Annotated in this window: 15 protein-coding genes and 2 pseudogenes; 6 read left to right on the top strand and 11 right to left on the bottom strand. The window is 64.1% G+C overall.

The features are described 5' to 3' along the window. Positions 1–223 precede the first annotated feature (223 nt). The 6 genes and pseudogenes from IPF85_RS18645 to IPF85_RS18620 all read right to left on the bottom strand — a co-directional run. Positions 224–610, bottom strand: a pseudogene (locus tag IPF85_RS18645) (lamin tail domain-containing protein); the annotation flags it as partial. 43 nt (positions 611–653) lie between these two features. Further along, positions 654–3,419, bottom strand: a complete 2,766-nt coding sequence (locus IPF85_RS18640) for a lamin tail domain-containing protein (protein ID WP_343409563.1) — start codon at positions 3,417–3,419, stop codon at positions 654–656. A gap of 172 nt (positions 3,420–3,591) precedes the next feature. Next, positions 3,592–4,089: an ASCH domain-containing protein gene (locus IPF85_RS18635; RefSeq protein ID WP_343409562.1), complete on the bottom strand. Its 498-nt coding sequence runs from the start codon at positions 4,087–4,089 to the stop codon at positions 3,592–3,594. A 45-nt stretch (positions 4,090–4,134) separates the two neighbouring features. Further along, a complete protein-coding gene (locus IPF85_RS18630; RefSeq protein ID WP_343409561.1) occupies positions 4,135–4,605 on the bottom strand; it encodes a DinB family protein in 471 nt (156 codons plus the stop codon). Positions 4,606–4,625: 20 nt separating this feature from the next. Continuing rightward, positions 4,626–5,429 carry a polyphosphate kinase 2 family protein gene (locus IPF85_RS18625; RefSeq protein ID WP_343409560.1) on the bottom strand — a complete coding sequence of 268 codons (804 nt, stop codon included), beginning with the start codon at positions 5,427–5,429 and terminating at the stop codon, positions 4,626–4,628. A 96-nt stretch (positions 5,430–5,525) separates the two neighbouring features. After that, a complete protein-coding gene (locus tag IPF85_RS18620) occupies positions 5,526–6,797 on the bottom strand; it encodes an MFS transporter (protein WP_343409559.1) in 1,272 nt (423 codons plus the stop codon). Here IPF85_RS18620 and IPF85_RS18615 point away from each other — a divergent pair. Beyond that, complete coding sequence (locus IPF85_RS18615; protein ID WP_343409558.1) at positions 6,790–6,981, top strand: hypothetical protein; 192 nt, start codon at positions 6,790–6,792, stop codon at positions 6,979–6,981. The genes IPF85_RS18620 and IPF85_RS18615 overlap by 8 nt on opposite strands. Before the next feature lie 150 nt (positions 6,982–7,131). Here the strand turns inward: IPF85_RS18615 and IPF85_RS18610 are convergent, their stop codons facing one another. Genes IPF85_RS18610 through IPF85_RS18600 form a run of 3 tightly spaced genes read right to left on the bottom strand, consistent with a single transcriptional unit; the run spans position 7,132 to position 9,593 of the window. Next, the gene (locus tag IPF85_RS18610) at positions 7,132–8,418 is read right to left on the bottom strand and encodes a carboxypeptidase regulatory-like domain-containing protein (RefSeq protein WP_343409557.1); all 1,287 of its coding nucleotides are present in this window, start codon (positions 8,416–8,418) and stop codon (positions 7,132–7,134) included. After that, positions 8,415–9,335: a site-specific DNA-methyltransferase gene (locus IPF85_RS18605; protein WP_343409556.1), complete on the bottom strand. Its 921-nt coding sequence runs from the start codon at positions 9,333–9,335 to the stop codon at positions 8,415–8,417. Before IPF85_RS18605 ends, IPF85_RS18610 begins: the two co-directional genes overlap by 4 nt. Positions 9,336–9,359: 24 nt before the next feature. Next, complete coding sequence (locus tag IPF85_RS18600; protein ID WP_343409555.1) at positions 9,360–9,593, bottom strand: hypothetical protein; 234 nt, start codon at positions 9,591–9,593, stop codon at positions 9,360–9,362. A gap of 267 nt (positions 9,594–9,860) precedes the next feature. Here IPF85_RS18600 and IPF85_RS18595 point away from each other — a divergent pair, with 267 nt between their 5' ends. Further along, complete coding sequence (locus tag IPF85_RS18595) at positions 9,861–10,169, top strand: CopG family antitoxin (protein WP_343409554.1); 309 nt, start codon at positions 9,861–9,863, stop codon at positions 10,167–10,169. Between the two features lie 109 nt (positions 10,170–10,278). Here IPF85_RS18595 and IPF85_RS18590 read toward each other — a convergent pair whose 3' ends face one another. Beyond that, positions 10,279–11,565 (bottom strand): hypothetical protein, encoded by a 1,287-nt coding sequence (locus IPF85_RS18590; protein ID WP_343409553.1) that lies wholly within the window; start codon positions 11,563–11,565, stop codon positions 10,279–10,281. 43 nt (positions 11,566–11,608) lie between these two features. Further along, complete coding sequence (locus IPF85_RS18585; protein WP_343409552.1) at positions 11,609–11,977, bottom strand: DUF2089 domain-containing protein; 369 nt, start codon at positions 11,975–11,977, stop codon at positions 11,609–11,611. Positions 11,978–12,444: 467 nt separating this feature from the next. Between IPF85_RS18585 and IPF85_RS18580 the strand changes: the two genes are divergently transcribed. The 4 genes and pseudogenes from IPF85_RS18580 to IPF85_RS18565 all read left to right on the top strand — a co-directional run bounded on the left by IPF85_RS18580 (position 12,445) and on the right by IPF85_RS18565 (position 17,359). Next, positions 12,445–14,364 (top strand): molybdopterin biosynthesis protein, encoded by a 1,920-nt coding sequence (locus IPF85_RS18580; protein ID WP_343409551.1) that lies wholly within the window; start codon positions 12,445–12,447, stop codon positions 14,362–14,364. Positions 14,365–14,386: 22 nt separating this feature from the next. Beyond that, positions 14,387–15,496, top strand: a pseudogene (locus IPF85_RS18575) (DUF1800 domain-containing protein); the annotation flags it as partial. Beyond that, positions 15,462–16,088, top strand: a complete 627-nt coding sequence (locus IPF85_RS18570) for a DUF1800 family protein (RefSeq protein ID WP_343409550.1) — start codon at positions 15,462–15,464, stop codon at positions 16,086–16,088. The pseudogene IPF85_RS18575 and the gene IPF85_RS18570, both read left to right, overlap by 35 nt. 14 nt (positions 16,089–16,102) lie before the next feature. Then, positions 16,103–17,359, top strand: coding sequence for a DUF1501 domain-containing protein (locus tag IPF85_RS18565; RefSeq protein WP_343409549.1), 1,257 nt, complete (start codon positions 16,103–16,105; stop codon positions 17,357–17,359). The last annotated feature ends 31 nt before the right edge of the window (positions 17,360–17,390 follow it).

Below are 17,390 nucleotides of genomic sequence, written 5' to 3'. Positions count from 1 at the left end.
TCGTGGGCGTGGGAACCCCGGTCGCGGTGGGCGTGGATGTCACCGTCGGCGTGGCGGTGGGCGTCGTCGCGCCGCCGTCCCAGCCGGGCGCGGGCGGGAAGCGGTTGGCCCAGTCGGCCGCGGTGTCGGTGTCGTAACCCGCGCTGAGGCGCTCGGCCGAATGACCCGCAGGCACCACCGGCACGGAAGGATCGAGCACGGTGGTGTCGGCGCCCCAGGAAAGCCCGTCCACCGTCAGCCCGGCCGGGTCCGAGAGCAGCAGGCGGTCGCCGCTGTTGCCCAACCCGTTGCCGATGGCGTTGTTGAGAAACACCACCGGCGCGGGCACGACCGGGTAGTTGACGTGAAACAGCGGGCTGGAGGCCACGATGACGAAGCCGTGTCCGGCGATGGTCAGATCGGGGATGATGTCCTGGCTGCTGTTGTCGCCGATGCGCCAGCCGCTGAGAACCAGCGCGTCGCCGCTCGTGTTGTACAGCTCGAACCACTCGTAATCGCTGTCGCTGCCCGCCTGCACCGTGTCGTACTCCACCTCGTTGATGACGATGGCATGGGGCGGCGCGGATGGCGTGGGCGTTGGGGTGTCCGTCGCCGTTGCCGTTGCAGTCATCGTGGCGGTCACCGTCGGCGTCGGGGTATGGGTCGCGCCCGGATCAGTCGTGGGCGTGGGCGTGGGAACCCCGGTCGCGGTGGGCGTGGATGTCACCGTCGGCGTGGCGGTGGGCGTCGTCGCGCCGCCGTCCCAGCCGGGCGCGGGCGGGAAGCGGTTGGCCCAATCGGCCGCGGTGTCGGTGTCGTAACCCGCGCTGAGGCGCTCGGCCGAATGACCCGCAGGCGCCACCGGCACGGAAGGATCGAGCACGGTGGTGTCGGTACCCCAGGAAAGCCCGTCCACCGTCAGCCCGGCCGGGTCCGAGAGCAGCAGACGGTCGCCGCTGTTGCCCAACCCGTTGCCGATGGCGCCGTTCAGAAACACCACCGGCGCGGGCACGACCGGGTAGTTGACGTGAAACTGCGGGCTGGAGGCCACGATGACGAAGCCGTGCCCGGCGATGGTCAGATCGGGGATGATGTCCTGGCTGCTGTTGTCGCCGATGCGCCAGCCGCTGAGAACCAGCGCGTCGCCGCTCGTGTTGTGCAGGCTCGAACCACTCGTAATCGCTGTCGCTGCCCGCCTGCACCGTGTCGTACTCCACCTCGTTGATGACGATGGCATGGGGCGGCGCGGATGGCGTGGGCGTTGGGGTGTCCGTCGCCGTCGCCGTTGCAGTCATCGTGACGGTCACCGTCGGCGTCGGGGTATGGGTCGCACCCGGATCAGTCGTGGGCGTGGGCGTGGGAACCCCGGTCGCGGTGGGCGTGGATGTCACCGTCGGCGTGGCGGTGGGCGTCGTCGCGCCGCCGTCCCAGCCGGGCGCGGGCGGGAAGCGGTTGGCCCAATCGGCCGCGGTGTCGGTGTCGTAACCCGCGCTGAGGCGCTCGGCCGAATGACCCGCAGGCGCCACCGGCACGGAAGGATCGAGCACGGTGGTGTCGGCGCCCCAGGAAAGACCGTCCACCGTCAGTCCGGCCGGGTCCGAGAGCAGCAGGCGGTCGCCGCTGTTGCCCAACCCGTTGCCGATGGCGTTGTTCAGAAACACCACGGGCGCGGGCACCGTCGGGTAGTTGACGTGAAACAGCGGGCTGGAGGCCACGATGACGAAGCCGTGTCCGGCGATGGTCAAATCGGGGATGATGTCCTGGCTGCTGTTGTCGCCGATGCGCCAGCCGCTGAGAACCAGCGCGTCCGCGCCCGTGTTGTACAGCTCGAACCATTCGTAATCGCTGTCGCTGCCCGCCTGCACCGTGTCGTACTCCACCTCGTTGATGACGATGGTATGGGGCGGCGCGGGCGTGGCGGTCGGCGTGGGGGTGTCCGTCGCAATCGCCGTTGCCGTCATCGTGACGGTCACCGTCGGCGTCGGGGTATGGGTCGCACCCGGATCAGTCGTGGGCGTGGGCGTGGGAACCCCGGTCGCGGTGGGCGTAGATGTCACCGTCGGCGTGACCGTCGGCGTCGTCGCGCCGCCGTCCCAGCCGGGCGCGGGCGGGAAGCGGTTGGCCCAATCGGCCGCGGTGTCGGTGTCGTAACCCGCGCTGAGGCGCTCGGCCGAGTGACCCGCAGGCGCCACCGGCACGGAAGGATCGAGCACGGTGGTGTCGGTACCCCAGGAAAGCCCGTCCACCGTCAGCCCGGCCGGGTCCGAGAGCAGCAGGCGGTCGCCGCTGTTGCCCAACCCGTTGCCGATGGCGTTGTTGAGAAACACCACCGGCGCGGGCACGACCGGGTAGTTGACGTGAAACTGCGGGCTGGAGGCCACGATGACAAAGCCATGCCCGGCGATGGTCAGATCGGGGATGATGTCCTGGCTGCTGTTGTCCCCAATGCGCCAGCCGCTGAGAACCAGCGCGTCGCCGCTCGTGTTGTACAGCTCGAACCATTCGTAATCGCTGTCGCTGCCCGCCTGCACCGTGTCGTACTCCACCTCGTTGATGACGATGGTATGGGGCGGCGCGGGCGTGGCGGTCGGCGTGGGGGTGTCCGTCGCAATCGCCGTCACCGTCGGCGTCGGCGTGTTGGTCGCGCCCGGATCAGTCGTGGGCGTGGGAACCCCGGTCGCGGTGGGCGTGGATGTCACCGTCGGCGTGCTGGCGTCGGTGGGCGTGGTGGTGGGCGTGGTGGTGGGTGTGACCGTGCTGGCGCCGGTCGGTGTGACCGTGGCGCTGGCAGTCGGCGTGACCGTGGGGGCAGGCGAAGTTGGCGTGGCCGTGGGCGCCGGTTGGTAGACGGAATTGGGCTGGCGGGGGGTGCCGTTCAACGGGTTGCCGTTGGCGTCGTGACCGTTGCGAGTGACGCCGTTGTTGGCGGCCCAGTTGCCATCGCTGTCCGGCGCGGTGGGGTCCATGCGTTCCATCGAGAAATAGCCGGGCGAGCCAGAGCCGGCCGGCCAGGCGCCGCCATTGCCGTTGGCGGAGTCAATCAGGCTGCCGCTGTTGTCGCGCAAGAAGAGCGAGGCGCCGCTGTTGAGCAGATCGCCGGTGTAGATTTTGTCGGCCGGGATATCGCTGACCGTGGTGTCGTCGGTGCGTTCCAGCAGAAAGAAGCCATGTGGCGCCAGGACGCCGGCGAGAGTAATGGCAATGCGACCATCGCCGGTGGAGAGGGTCCAGCCGTCGAGGCTTTGCGGCGCGTCGCCGGGGTTGAAAAGCTCCATCCACTCATCGGCGCTGCTGGCGGCCGTGCCGCCCCAGGCCACCTCGTTGATAACCACGGTTTGTTGACTGGGCGCGGTCGCTGACTGGACCGAAGCCGCCGGTAGACTGTGGGTGGCAACCATCAAAAGAACCATGAGCAGGGATACCCGGGGCGCAGGCAGCATATGAAATCCCTCCTGCCGGTTGACCAGCGTGAGTTCTGACGGGCACGATAAGATGATTTGGAAAACGATCGAAGTGCGGGGGGCGCGGTCTTGAGGACACTAACGGTGATGCCTGATCGCTTTTCGCGCCAGGACAGGTGCATGAGAAAACTGGCAGAGGCAGCGCCGGCATTCAGCGTATGTGCGGGTCGCCTGCGGATACTGGTCGGTAGACCAACCGAAACCGTTCGCACACCAGCGGCATGTCAGGCGTGAACGTGCGCCCGATGGCCCGCAGGGTGCGCGTGAAGAAGCGCGCATGAGCCTCGCGCCAATGGGCCAGGGAGCGGTCGCCTTCGCCCTCTTCCCAGGCAAATGGGGCGTCTACCTGATCGTAAGAGCAAATGAAGACCGCGGTAGTTTCGATGATGCACAGCGGTGCGCCCTGCGCATCAAGCACAATGGTGTGCAGTCCAGCCTGTGGGAGGGAAGCGCCTTCGGCCTCCCATTCCCACAGCGCCGAACAAGTGGCGGTCTTGACGCCGGCCAACACCAGCGCGGCCAGTTCGTCGGCGAGATCGGGATGATCGCCGAACGACTCGGCCACAAAGGCTGCGTTTTGGGCCGGTGCGTCGGCCGGCAGCGTGGCCAGGTAGGCGCGCCAGAAGGCTTCGATGATCTCTTGGTTCATGGCAGCGGCCCGCATGGGCGGAGGTCGAAGGTCATGAGCGGCAGATCACGCTTCCTCAGGCGGCAATTGACTGCGCCAGGCGCTGATCTGCGCGGCGTGCTCGTCATCGTGCTCGTAAGTATTAGCGGCGATGATCTGGGCCAGATTAGCGTCACCGAAGCGACGCGCCAGGTCCGGCTCGTGCAGCGCTTCCAGGCGCAGACAAACTTGCTCGAAGACGCCTTCGAAATCTTCCAACACCTGGTCGAGCGGCCGCTCCTTTTGCTGCGCGTAGATTTGGGCGTTGATGCCGTCCACATCGCGCATGTCCCACTGCGGTTTCTGTTGGCGCGCCAGTTGGTAGAGCAGGCGCACCAGGCGTGACTGCCAGACGGCAATGTGGGCCAGGATGTCCTTGACGGACCAGTCGCCCATCACGCCCGGCGCGCTCATCTGCTCCGTCGTCAATCCCTCCAGCGCGTCTTCCAATCGCTCACGGCTGGCTTCTGTCTGTTCGAGAATGTCGGCTATTCCCATCGTGCTTCGTCCCCAAAAAGCTAATCCTCGATAACGACTTGACTCAGATCCTCGGCGGGTTGCGGGAACTGGGGGTTCATGGCTTCGAGCGTTTGGCGGATGATGCGGGCCACGAGGTAGTTACGATACCATTTTCGGTTCGCGGGAATGACGTACCAGGGTGCGGCGGCCGTGGTGCATTTGTTGAGCGCATCCTCATAGGCTTCCTGGTACTGATCCCACAGGGCGCGCTCTTTGAGGTCGCCCACGGCAAACTTCCACTGCTTGTCCGGCGTGTTGAGACGGTCGAGCAGGCGCTCTTTCTGCTCCGCTTTGGAAATGTGCAGGAAGAACTTGAGGATGACGACGCCGTTGGCCGTCAGGTGCTTTTCGAACTGATTGATCAGTTCATAACGCTGACTCCACACTTCTTTAGGCGCCAGATCATGCACGCGCACCACCAACACATCTTCGTAATGCGAGCGGTTGAAGACGGCGATCATGCCCCTGGCCGGCGTTACTTTATGCACGCGCCAGAGGAAGTCGTGCGCCAGTTCCTCGGCGCTCGGCACCTTGAACGGCGTCACCACCACGCCCTGCGGGTTCACCGCGCCGCACACATGCTCGATTGTGCCATCCTTGCCGCCGGTGTCCATGGCCTGCAGCACGATCAGCAGCGATTGTTTGTGCTCTGCGTACAGCGCTTCCTGCAAGACGCGGATGCGCATCAGGTCTTTGCGCAATTGCCGCTGGGCATCGCTCTTGCTCTTGAACCCCTCGCCGTCGTCAGGATCGAAATCGCTGAGCTTGATGGGCTTGTCCGGGCTGAGTCCGTACTGATCCATGATCTGCTCCGTTACGCTTTTTCTTGCCATTGGTGTTTCACGACCGGCGTCCGGCCGTTTTCCTCGCTTTCCTTTTTTAGTTTGCATCAATTTGCGCTACCTGGCCCGTTTGATGCGGCTGACGAAAACGGTGCCCAGGATGAAGAACAACAACGCCAGGCTGAAGAGCAGGGTGTAGCCCAGGGTCGGCAGGCCAACGCCTGGCCCGTAGGCCTGGCCCAAATCGAGCAAGACACCGGCGATCGGTGCGCCGATGACCTGCGGCAGGGTGAGCGCCACATGCCAGACGCCCATGTCACGCGCGTAATCGTCCATGCTGGGCAGCACATCGGTGGCCAGCGCCCAATCTACGCTGATATACGCGCCATAGCCCAGGCCAAAGACAACGCCCATGGCAATCGCCAGGGGGTAGGAGTGGGCGAACAAGAAGACCGTGACGACTACAGCCTGCAGGGCGCCGGAGAAATAGACGATCTTCTTGCGGCCAAAGCGGTCGGAGACGACGCCGGCAACCAGGCTGCTGATGATGGCGCCGATGAGCAGGGCCAGGATGGCCAGCGACACGGCCTCGGCCGCTTCGTTCATGCTCAGCCCGAAAATCCTGAACGGCGCGCCGACCACATCGTCCAGGTAATAGATCAAGAACTCCTGCACGATGAAGGTGCCCATCACCATCAGGAAGCGGGTCCAGAAGACCCAGGTGAAATCACGTGATTTGAACGGGTCGAGCAGGCTGCGCAGGAAGGGGCGCCAGGCGAAGGGCGGCAGCGGCAGCGGCGGCGGCGGCGGTTCCTCGGTGCTGAAAACGGTGATGAGCATGCCGATCAACAGGATGGCGGCCAGCAGCCAGTACGCGCCGGCGATGCCGCCGATGCTGCCCAGCAGCAGGCCCATGATGCCGCCCAGGAAGTTGCCGAGCATGGTCATGAGGCCCATCCAGCCAGAGGCAGAGCCGCGCTGGCCGGCCGGCACCACGTCAGGAATGAGCGCGGAGTAGGGCGCAGTGGCGATGTTGTTGAAGAACTCCACCGCCATGAAGGCCAGGATGTAGAGGCCCAACATCTGCGGCTTGGCCAGGTAGGCCAGGCCGAGCAGGGCAATCATGTTGCCCAACGTGCCGATGATGAGGAAGGGCCGGCGCCGCCCCAGGCGTGAGCGCAGGCGGTCGGAAAGAGCGCCGGCGATCGGCGCCACGAGCATGGAGACGAGCGCGCCGGCCAGCAGGACCAGACCCAGGGTGCGCCCCTTGAAGGCATCGCCGCCCATTTGCTGCGCCTGCGCCGGCAGGAGCACCACCAGGATGGCGGTCCAATGGGCGCTGACGGCAAACCAGTACGCGCTGAGGAGAGCCTGGCGTCGAGTGGACATCTCAAGCCCCCTGCTGCGTGTGGAAAATCACCGCCGCGGTGACGATGCCGGCCAGGGTCAGGGCTGTGATTGGGCCGGCCGGGAGCAGCGGCGGGGAAACAGGCTCCCCGGCCTGTTCAGCGTGCTGCTGCTGGCGGCGCTGGTCGGCCCGCGTCGCCACACCGATGGAAAGGACAGCCGGTAGAGAGGCACAAAAGACGCACATCGCACACCTCGGAGCACTTTTCGAGCGGCACGCAGCCTGGCTCTCACGAACAGCAAGGCCAACGTCGAGTGGACGGGAGACATGGGCGGTATTGTACAAGGGAATGGCGACAGCGTCAAAGCAGGCGACTCAGCGCCGAGCGGTGTGCGCGCCGGCGAAGGCCATGGCGCGGCGGAAGACGAGGAAGGTGGACTCGGTCGGGTTGTAGGCGTCCAGGTAGTGGGTGGTGTCGTGATAGAGCAGGGTTTCGTGTGGCGCCTGCAGAGCATCGAGCGCGGTGCTGAGGGTGGTGGTCTGGTTGTAGGGGATGATTTCGTCGCCGTAGGAGTGAATCAGGAAGATGGGCGGCAGGCGGTCGGCGTAGAAAAGCGGAGAGTAGCCAAAGAAGAAGGCCGGGTCGCGGTCCGGCCGGCCCAGCGCGGCGACGTAGTTGTCGTAGGGCGGCGGAATTTTCAACTCTGTGCTGTAGAGCGACTGAATGCCCAGGAAGGCGTCGCTGATACCGCCCACGCTGAGGATGGCCAGCGGCGCGGGCAGGTCACGCAGGCTGCGGAAGAGCATCAGCGAACCGAAGCTGCCGGACATCAGCAGCCAACGATCATGATCGAGCGCGGCGCCAGGCGCCATCTCGTCGAAGCGCCCGACCTGCCAGGCCTGGAACACGGCGCGGAAGTCACGCACATGGCCTTCGATGTCCAGGACGCGGGCAGGGGTGGGACCGACGGCCACAACGGCAAAGCCCTCGGCCGCCATCGCCGCGGACACGTTGCTCCAGTTGATGGCCGGGCTGGGGTAAATAATGAAGATGGTGGGCAACGTGTGCGTGATGGGATCGGGCAGGTAGAACTGCCCGCCCGCGATGACCAGGCTGTCGAGGGTGAAGGTGAAGGGGATGCGCTGCGCGGTCAGCGGTCTGGGAAAATCGGACGCGGCGGCCGCGGCCGGGCCAGCGGTCCACGCGGTCGGGCCGATGGGCGAGGGGACATAGCGCGCCAGGGTGAAGTCAACCCCTTTGCGTTCCTGCCCCACGTTGATCGTCAGCGCCGGGCCGTTGACTTCGGCGAATCCCCAGGCGCCGCTCATCGGCACAAAGCGTCCGGGCGGCGCCCCATCCACGCGGTAGGCGCCGGCGGCGTCGCTGTGCGCCTGGTACACCTCACCGCGCACGGTGGCGACCAGGGCCACGGCGCCGGCCAGCGGCTGCCCGTCCGCGGTGCGGATGACGCCGGAGAAGCTGCCGCTGCGCGTCGGATCATAGCTGGGCTGGCCGGTCAGCGACCACCACCAGGCGCGCACGCGGTATTCGATCACATTGACGGCCGCGGCGCCATTCGGCGTGCGCGCCGCAAGCAGAAGGCCGACGACGATCAGCGCCAGAGCAATCAGAGCCAGTCGAACGAAACGTCGGCGTTTCACAAAGAAAGCCTCTTCTGACGATAGCCATCTCCAAGTTGAACATCGAGCGGTGGAAGATTCCTGGAGGGGGCGTCTGGATCATAGACGGGTCGCTCCATCGGCCGGATGCGTAACTGACCGGCTTCGGCCAGCCTCACCCTTTCCCTGGCAATCTCCACGTACTTGGGCATGATTTCGGCGCCAATCGCTTTGCGCTGATGGATCAGGGCCGCCAGCGCTGTCGTACCCGCGCCCATGAAGGGATCGAGCACCCAATCGCCGGGGTCGGTCATGGCCAGCACGAGACGTTCGATCAGTTCGACCGGAAACTGGCAGGGATGCGCGGTTTTCTCCACATGGTTGGCCTTGACATTCGGAATTTCCCACACATCGCCTGGGTTCTTGCCCAACGGGTTGCCCGACAGTTCCCCGCGTCTCGGGCCTTTGAAATACTTCTTGCCCGGATATTTCTGCGGCACGCGCACCGCATCCAGATGAAAGGTGTAGGTGTCCGACCGGGTGAACCACAGCAGAACTTCGTAGCGACCAGAGAATCGGCGCGTGGCGTGCAGTCCATGACCATAGTGCCAGATGATGCGGTTGCGCATTCGCATACCAAGCGCCTCGAAGATCGGGTACAGCTTGACGTCGAGTGGGGTGATCTGGCCGTTGTCCACGTAATTGCCTACCTGCCAGCAGATGCTTCCCTGCGGGTGGAGCACGCGCACACATTCCGTAATCACGCGGCGCTGCTGGTCGAGATAGGAGGTCAGACTCAGGCGCCGTTCGTACTCTTTGCCGAGATTGTACGGCGGCGAGGTGACAATCAGTTTGACCGATTGGCCTGGCAGCCGGGGCAGCAGATCCAGGCAGTCGCCGGGAAAAAGCACAAAATCGGCTTCTTCCTGAAATGTTGACGCTATTCTTACTGCAGTCATATCAAAACCTGATCCTGGTGAGTATCAATAGTGAATTATACCATAGGGCTGCTTGAAATACAGATAGGTCTTGACAGAGACGAAGACCGGATGTACACTGCCTTCGATGATGACCTGGAAGGCTTGCTGCTGGCCCGGTCGCCGCGCTTCCAGTAGCTTTTGATGCGCTCGCGGGAGAGTATCGGCCTCGGCAAGGGCTTGTCGCGCGATGACTTCTGGTGGGCAATTGTCGAACGCACGGCAGACAAGTACGATCATGATGATACACGAGATTATCTGGCCCGTTGACCGAATTGATCACATTGCGGCGCACGGTGTCTTGCCGCAGGAATTTGAAGAGGTTTGCTTCAACCGTTCCTTGGTGTTACGGTCGAAGGCGTTCGGAGCCAACCCAGTCTATCATGTGCTTGGGCAAACAGCAGAAGGACGCTATTTGTTGTGTATTGTGATACTATTCCCTGACGGCAAAGGATTTCCGGTTACTGCGCGACCCATGACGCTCAAGGAAGAAAGGCGATATCGAGAATGGAAACGACGCTGAATACCAGGTTCATTCCGCAAATGGACTCGATAGAACAGTTAGCTGAGTTTTGGGATTTTCATGATGTAACTGACTTCGAAGATGGTTTGGAAGAGGTTACGGAATTGGTGTTCGAGCGACTCGATAAGAAAACCGTCAGGATAGATCTGCCAGAAAAGGAGTTCGAGGTGCTCGAACAGATTGCCGGGGAACGCAAGATGGACACGATCACCCTGGTTCGAGAATGGGTCTTGGAAAAGCTCTATTACACAGAGTTGATGCGCAGAGCCGTCAGGGAGTTCCACGCGTCATAGGGAGATGACTGTCGCGGCTTCGCAAGGTAATTGAACAAAGACAGGACCGGGTTTCGCTCAGAAGCCCGGTCTTGTTTTTCTGCAACCGCCTGCCGGACTCGAACCCGACTCAGGCGGGCAGGGCTTCGAGCAGCATCTCGCCCTGCTCAGGCGTGATCTTGCCCTGCTCGATCATCTGCAGCACCAGCAGCCGCTCCTGGCTGAGATGACCATTGCCCGACCGGTCGGCCTGCGCCGCGGGCGTGATCGGCGCTGACGGCGGCATCGGCGGCGTTGGCGGAACCGGCGGATGCATGGTCACGTGAACCCCCGGCCGGTAGGCCTGGCGGCGCTCCGCCTGGCGGGCCATGCGCTCAGCCTGCTGCTGCGCACGTTCGGCCGCACGCACATTGCGCTTGAGACCACTCCAATCAATGTCGGTCATGGCGTCCTTGATCTGACGGCCAATGCCTGCGAAATCGGCCGCGGCCAGGCTGCTGCGCACCTGCTCGGCGATGGTCGCGCCCAGGTTGCTCAGTTGTGCGCCGAGGTGATTCAGGTTTTCCGTCAACTCATCAGCGTCGAAGTCATAGCTGGCCGCGGTCACACGATCGCCGGCCGCGACCAGCACTTCGGCGCCGCCCTCCTGCGCCGGGTTAGGCGCCTGGCTGCGGATCTCCTCCCAGGCCGGCAGGGCCACCCAGCCGCCGTGACCTTCCAGCCGGTGCAGCGCCAGCGGGCCGTTCAACACCAGGGCCAGGCTGTCCCAGGCGCGCACGTGAATCTGCTGACCGGATGTCGCCCGCCCACGAATGACCGCGTCGCTGCCAACCGTGTTCACGTGCAGATTGCCGCCCACGTTGGTGGCCGCGAAGTCTTTCTTGATGCTGTCAATCTCAACGTTGCCTTGAATGTTGGTCAGCGCCACATCGCCGCCCACAGTCTCGACCTTGACGCTGCCGGCCTGGCTGATGGAGAGGTCGTCGCCAACTGAACCGAGGATTACTTCCTGTACCCCGCGCAGACTGGCGTCGCCATCCACAGAGGTCACCTGCAAGCGCTGTACTTCCTGGGCGGACAGATCGCCCTGCATGCGCCCAATCGTCACCGGGCCGCAATGCTTGATGCTGACATCATCGGGCGCTGCCTCCACCCGCACCTGGCCTTGCAAACTGCGCAGACTCAGGTCATCACCCAGCCGGGCAATCAACAGGTCGAGGTGCGCGGGCGCCTCGACCTCAGCATCTTCAGCCAGGCGCAGCACGACCCCGGCGTCGGTGGTCTCCAGGATCGGCTTCTCATCGCACGCCACACTGAGGTTGCGCCGCTCACTGCCGCGCACCGCCAACTCATCGTTGGCATAGATCGTCAACTGACTAATTCCCTCTGGCAGGGAAAACTCGAAACGGTCTGACATTTCATTCACTCCTTATGACTGCTCTGCTTGTTCCTGACAGGTTCTATCCACGATTGATCTGCTGCAGGGCCTCTTCGGCGCTCAACTCGCCTGCCGCCAGCTTGCGCAGAACCTCTTGCCGTTCGCTGCTCTGCGCAGCCCGCGGCGCCGGCTTGACGCCCAACGCTGTCACAATGTCCAACAACTGGGCACGCGCCGCCGGGTAGGTGAGCTTCAACTCCTCCGCCACCCAGGTGATCTTGCCCTCGTTGCGCAGGAACACCTCCACGAAATGGACCTGCTCGCTGCTCAACTTCTCCAGCCCGCTGCGCTCGAAACGCCCCTCCACGGCCGTCCCACACGTGGGACAACTCAGCCGCGTCGTCTGCATATCCGCCGCGCACACCGGGCAGGCATGTGGTGCTCTGTACATTCCTCTCTCCTCCCGTTACAATCACTCGGTAAAAAACATATGTTTTTCATTTATTAAATCTGATTTAATAATACAGCAAACGGATTGATTTGTCAAGAATCTGTTTTGTATTTTTCAATCAGATTCATCAAAACAAAAAACTGATCTTTGTGTCCCTGTGTCCCCGTGTGAGCCAGCAAAGATTTCCCACACCGGGACACAGGGAACGCAAAGGAGGTAACTGCTGGGTCTGCCTGGAATTCAGACAGGATTCACAGGATTGACAGGATATTCGAACTCTCGTGCCGATAGTTTTGCACACCACAGAGCAAGAATCCTGTACATCCTGTTCATCCTGTCCAAATCGGCCTGCAGGGTGAGCAGTTACCAGAGAATTCTTCTTGGTGTCTCACCGTCCCTTCGCGTTTCTCCCCGGCCTGTGGTACAATCAGCCGCATCCGATTTGTTTTGTCCGAAGGAGCTACCGCTTGTCTCGCAACATCTACCTGGAAGATATCAGCCTGGAAGAAGCCATTGACCGCTGGCAGCGCGCGCTCTGCGCGGCCGGGCTGGATCAACCTCTGCCCGGTGAATGGGTGGCCCTGCCCCAGGCGCTCGGCCGCGTGACCGCGGAGCCGGTGTGGGCGCTGACCTCCGCGCCGCACTATCACGCCGCGGCCATGGATGGCTACGCGGTGCGCGCCGCGGAGACCCTGGGCGCCCTGGAAACCAGCCCCCGGCGTTTGGCGGCGCCGGCCCAGGCCATCTACGTGGACACCGGCAACGCCATCCCCGCCGGCTTCGACGCGGTGGTGATGATCGAACAGGTGCATGTCCTGGAAGATGGCGTGTCCATCGCCATCCTGGCGGCCGTGGCCCCCTGGCAGCATGTGCGCCCCATGGGCGAGGATATGGTGACCGGTGAATTGGTGCTACCCGCCAACCATCGTCTGCGTCCGCAGGACCTGGGCGCAGTGGCCGGCTGCGGGCATACCCAGGTGTTCGTGCGCCGGCGGCCGCGTGTCGCCATTCAGCCTACCGGCAGTGAACTGGTGCCGCCGGGCAGCGATTTGAAGCCAGGCGATGTGATCGAGTACAACTCGCTGGTGCTGGCCGGCATGGCGACGGAGTGGGGCGCTGAAGCCGTGCGCCTGCCGCCGCTGCCCGATGACGTCGCGCAGATCAAGGCATCCATCCTGGCCGCGCTGGCCGAGCACGATTTGGTGGTGGTCAACGCCGGTTCCGCGGCCGGTTCGCACGATTTCACCGCGGACATTTTCCGTGAAATCGGCAGCGTGCAGGTGCATGGCATTGCCATGCGCCCCGGCCACCCGGTGATTTTGGGCGTGGCCCAGGGCAAGGCAGTGGCCGGCATTCCCGGCTACCCTGCCAGCGCCATCGTCGCCTTCGACCTGCTGATCAAGCCGCTGCTGGCACGCTGGCAGGGGCAACTGCCACCCCAACGCCCCACCCTGACCGCCAACCTGACGCGCAAGGTGCTCTCCCCCATGGGCGAAGACGAGTTCATGCGCGTGACCGTGGGCAAGGTCGCTGACCGCTTCGTCGCGACGCCGATGCAGCGCGGCGCGGGCGTGATCATGTCCCTGGTCAAGGCGGATGGCATCGTGCGGGTGCCGCGCTTCAGCGAAGGCTACCCGCCCGGCGCCGAGGTGACGGTGGAGCTGCTGCGCCAGCGTAGCGAGATCGAAAACACCATCGTCGCCATCGGCAGCCATGACCTGACCCTCGACGTGCTGGCCGACTACCTGCGTCGCCGTCACCCCCATTTGACCCTGTCGTCGTCCAATGTCGGTTCCTACGGCGGGCTGCTGGCGCTGGCGCGTGGCGAAGCCCACCTGGCCGGCTCGCACCTGCTGGACGAGGCGACCGGCGAGTACAATGTCAGCTACGTGGCCGAGCAGCTGCCTGGCGTGCCGGTGGTGTTGCTCGGCTTTGTGCAGCGCACGCAAGGGCTGATCGTGCCCGCAGGCAATCCCAAAGGCATTAGGACGTTGCACGACCTGGCGCGGCCCGATGTGGTCTTCATCAATCGTCAGCGCGGCGCGGGCACGCGTGTCCTGCTCGATTACCGGCTCAAGCAGGCAGGCATCGCCCCGCGTCAGATTCAAGGCTATGCGCGCCAGGAATTTACACACCTGGCCGTGGCCGCGGCCGTCAAGAGTGGCGCGGCCGACTGCACCCTGGGCATTCTGGCCGCCGCGCGCGCCCTGGAACTCGATTTCATCCCCCTGGCCGAAGAGCGCTATGATCTGGTGATGACGCAGGCCACCTACGAGAGCACGCTGCTGCAACCGCTGCTGGCGGTCATCCGTAGCGACGAGCTGGCCGCGGCCGTGATGCGCCTGGGCGGCTACCGCACCCCAGACCTGGGGCGGGTTCTGGGATGAGAGAGAAATCGGAGAAGAACCTATGACACCGAACTTGCTGTCGCGTCGTGATTTTCTCAAGGGGGCCGCGGCCGGCGCCGTCCTGTTGGGGGGCGCGGATTGGATGTCTGGCCTGGATGAACGCCCGGCGCCGGACAGCCCGTGGGCGGCGTGGGCAGATCAACCGCTTACGCTCAGTCAGGCGGATGCCGGGCTGGATCCGGCAGTGGCAGCCGTCACGCGGCTCACATTCGGCCCGCGCCCTGCTGACCTGGCCCGCGTGCGCGAGATCGGCGTGGACGCGTGGATCGAAGAGCAGCTGCACCCCGAAACCATCGCCGATGAGGAGATGGACGCCACCCTGCTCCGCTTTCCGGCGCTGACCATGACGCTGACCGAGCTGGTGAACACCTACCATCTGCCGGCCGCGGGCGCGGGTGCGTCCAAACCGCCAGAGGACGACCCGCGCGACGACGAGCCGCCGCCGCCCAACACGGGCAATCCCGCGCCGCCGCGCTTTCCGCAAACGGCCAATCGCGAACTGGTGAGCGCCACCATTCTGCGCGCCGCCTTCAGCCGCCGTCAGTTGTACGAACTGATGGTAGACTTCTGGTCGAACCACTTCAACATCTACGTGCTCAAAGAAGCCAATCGGATGTTCAAGATCGTAGACGATCGCGAGGTCATTCGCAAACACGCCCTGGGCAAGTTCAGCGATCTGCTGCAGGCCAGCGCCAAAAGCCCGGCCATGCTCGTCTACCTGGACAATCTCTCCAACAAGGCCGGCGTGGCGCAGGAAAACTACGCGCGCGAGCTGTTGGAACTGCACACCCTGGGCGTGACCGGCGGCTACACGCAGACCGACGTGCAGGAGGCGGCGCGGGTGCTGACCGGCTGGACCGTGCGCCAGATCAAGCGCGGCGTGCAGGGCGCGGGCGCCAACGTGGGCGAGTTCGTCTTCGATCCAACGACCCACGACAAGGGCGACAAAGTGGTCCTGGGCCTGAGGATCAAGGGCGGCGGTGTGGAGGAAGGGGAGCGCCTGTTGACGATGCTGGCGCGGCATCCGAGCACCGCCCAGTTCATCGCCAACAAACTGGTGCGCCGCTTCGTGGCCGATGATCCGCCGCCGGCCCTGGTTGGCCGCGTGGCAGCCACCTTTTCTCGAGTCTGGCGGCGACATCCGCCAGGTGCTGGCTACGCTGCTGCGCTCGGCCGAGTTCAAGGCGGCCGGCGGACGCAAGATCAAACGGCCCCTGGAATATGCGACCTCCGTGGTGCGGGCGCTGGATATTCCGCCGTTCGGACCGGCGCCCAAAGCGCGCACGCTGTCATCCGCTGACGCGGTTGGCCCGCTGCCCGCCAGTTTCAGCCAGCTTCTGTTCAACGCCCTGCTTGACATGGGGCAGGTCCCCTTCTACTGGCCGACGCCGGATGGCTACCCGGACCAGGGCGCGGCCTGGATCAACACCGCCAACTTGCTGGCGCGCTGGAACCTGGCCCTGACGCTGACCTCAGGCAAGGGATCGGGCGCCTTGTTCAAGCCGGGCGCCCATGCCGGCAGCGCGGCGCTGAAAACCGCGCCAGAAGCCGTGGATTACTGGATCGAGCGCTTGCTGCATCGGCCGCTGCCCGCAGCCGCCCGCCAGCACTTGCTCGATCATGTGGGTAACGATGTCTCTGCCGCCGGCCAGCGCCAACTAATCGCCATGATTCTGGCGTCGCCTGCATTTCAGATGCGCTGATGAGAGGTGATGTGATGCTGCTTGATCAATTGACCCGGCGTGAGGCCCTGCAAAAAACGGGTATCCTGAGCCTGAGCGCCCTGACCTGGCCGGCGTGGATGCCGCGCGTGGCGCTGCGCAGCCCTGCGGCCGCATCCACAGGCGATGTCCTCGTCGTCGTCTTCATGCGCGGCGGCCTGGATGGCCTGAACGTCCTGGTGCCCTATGGCGCCCCAGAATACTACACCCAACGGGAGTCCATCGCGATTTCTGAGCCAAAAGCAGGCCAGGACAAGAGCGCGCTGGACCTGGACGGCTTCTTTGGCCTGAACCCAACGTGCAAGGCGCTGCACGATCTCTACACGCACAAGGTCCTGGCAGCCGTACACGCCGTCGGCTCACCCGATCCCACCCATTCCCACTTCGAGGCCATGGACTACATGGAACGCGGCACCCCCGGCGAGAAAGCCATTCCCACCGGTTGGATTGGCCGTCATCTGCAGGTCAAGGCGGCCGACAAGCAGTCGCCCTTCCGCGCCGTCGGTTTTGGCGCCCTGCTGCAGCCCAGCCTGCGCGGCCCCATTCCGGCCGTGGCCCTGCAATCCATCGCCGATTTTCACCTGCGCAGCCGGCGCCAGGAGCTGGATAAAATTCAGGCAACCATCGCCGCGCTGTACGCAGGGGATGATCTGATGGCCAGCCAGGGGCAGCAGACCCTCAGCGCGGTGCAGCAGTTGACCCAGATTGCCGACAGCACCTATGAGCCGGCACCCGGGGCGAAGTATCCGCAGAGTTCGCTGGGGCGTTCACTGAAAGCCACCGCCCAACTCATCAAAGCGGACATTGGGCTTGAGGTGGCCTGTGCAGATATTGGCGGCTTCGACACGCACGCCGATCAGGGCGGGGCTGACGGCCATTTTTCCTTCCTGTTGGGCCATTTTGCCGATGCGCTGCATGCGTTCTACACCGATCTGCAAGACCGGATGGGGCACATCACCCTGGTAACGATGACCGAATTTGGGCGTCGCCTGCGCGAGAACTCATCCGCTGGCACCGATCATGGGCATGGCAGTATCATGTTTGTGTTGGGCGGCAATGTCAACGGCGGCAAGGTGTACACACGCTGGCCCGGCCTGAGTCAGGATGAGTTGTACGGCCCGGGTGATTTGGCCGTTACCACCGATTTTCGCGATGTCATCGGCGAAATTGTGCAGAAACGTCTGGGCAATTCCAACCTGGCGGCTGTTTTTCCGCACTACAGCGATTTTCACATGCACGGTCTGCTGCGGTAAAAGGCAGCGCGGCCTGAGCTGTCCGGAGCGT

The sequence above is a fragment of the Candidatus Amarolinea dominans genome, assembly GCF_016704685.1.
GTDB lineage: Bacteria > Chloroflexota > Anaerolineae > SSC4 > Amarolineaceae > Amarolinea > Amarolinea dominans.
This window is presented reverse-complemented; position numbering and strand designations above follow the sequence as displayed.

Bases quoted from the DNA above. Each gene is read 5' to 3' on its own strand.
- IPF85_RS18595 (WP_343409554.1), top strand. From the start codon at position 9,861: ATGGAAACGACGCTGAATACCAGGTTCATTCCGCAAATGGACTCGATA.
- IPF85_RS18635 (WP_343409562.1), bottom strand. From the start codon at position 4,089: ATGAACCAAGAGATCATCGAAGCCTTCTGGCGCGCCTACCTGGCCACG.
- IPF85_RS18640 (WP_343409563.1), bottom strand. From the start codon at position 3,419: ATGCTGCCTGCGCCCCGGGTATCCCTGCTCATGGTTCTTTTGATGGTT.
- IPF85_RS18605 (WP_343409556.1), bottom strand. From the start codon at position 9,335: ATGACTGCAGTAAGAATAGCGTCAACATTTCAGGAAGAAGCCGATTTT.
- IPF85_RS18620 (WP_343409559.1), bottom strand. From the start codon at position 6,797: ATGTCCACTCGACGCCAGGCTCTCCTCAGCGCGTACTGGTTTGCCGTC.
- IPF85_RS18625 (WP_343409560.1), bottom strand. From the start codon at position 5,429: ATGGATCAGTACGGACTCAGCCCGGACAAGCCCATCAAGCTCAGCGAT.
- IPF85_RS18590 (WP_343409553.1), bottom strand. From the start codon at position 11,565: ATGTCAGACCGTTTCGAGTTTTCCCTGCCAGAGGGAATTAGTCAGTTG.
- IPF85_RS18600 (WP_343409555.1), bottom strand. From the start codon at position 9,593: ATGATCGTACTTGTCTGCCGTGCGTTCGACAATTGCCCACCAGAAGTC.
- IPF85_RS18585 (WP_343409552.1), bottom strand. From the start codon at position 11,977: ATGTACAGAGCACCACATGCCTGCCCGGTGTGCGCGGCGGATATGCAG.
- IPF85_RS18565 (WP_343409549.1), top strand. From the start codon at position 16,103: ATGCTGCTTGATCAATTGACCCGGCGTGAGGCCCTGCAAAAAACGGGT.
- IPF85_RS18630 (WP_343409561.1), bottom strand. From the start codon at position 4,605: ATGGGAATAGCCGACATTCTCGAACAGACAGAAGCCAGCCGTGAGCGA.
- IPF85_RS18570 (WP_343409550.1), top strand. From the start codon at position 15,462: ATGATCCGCCGCCGGCCCTGGTTGGCCGCGTGGCAGCCACCTTTTCTC.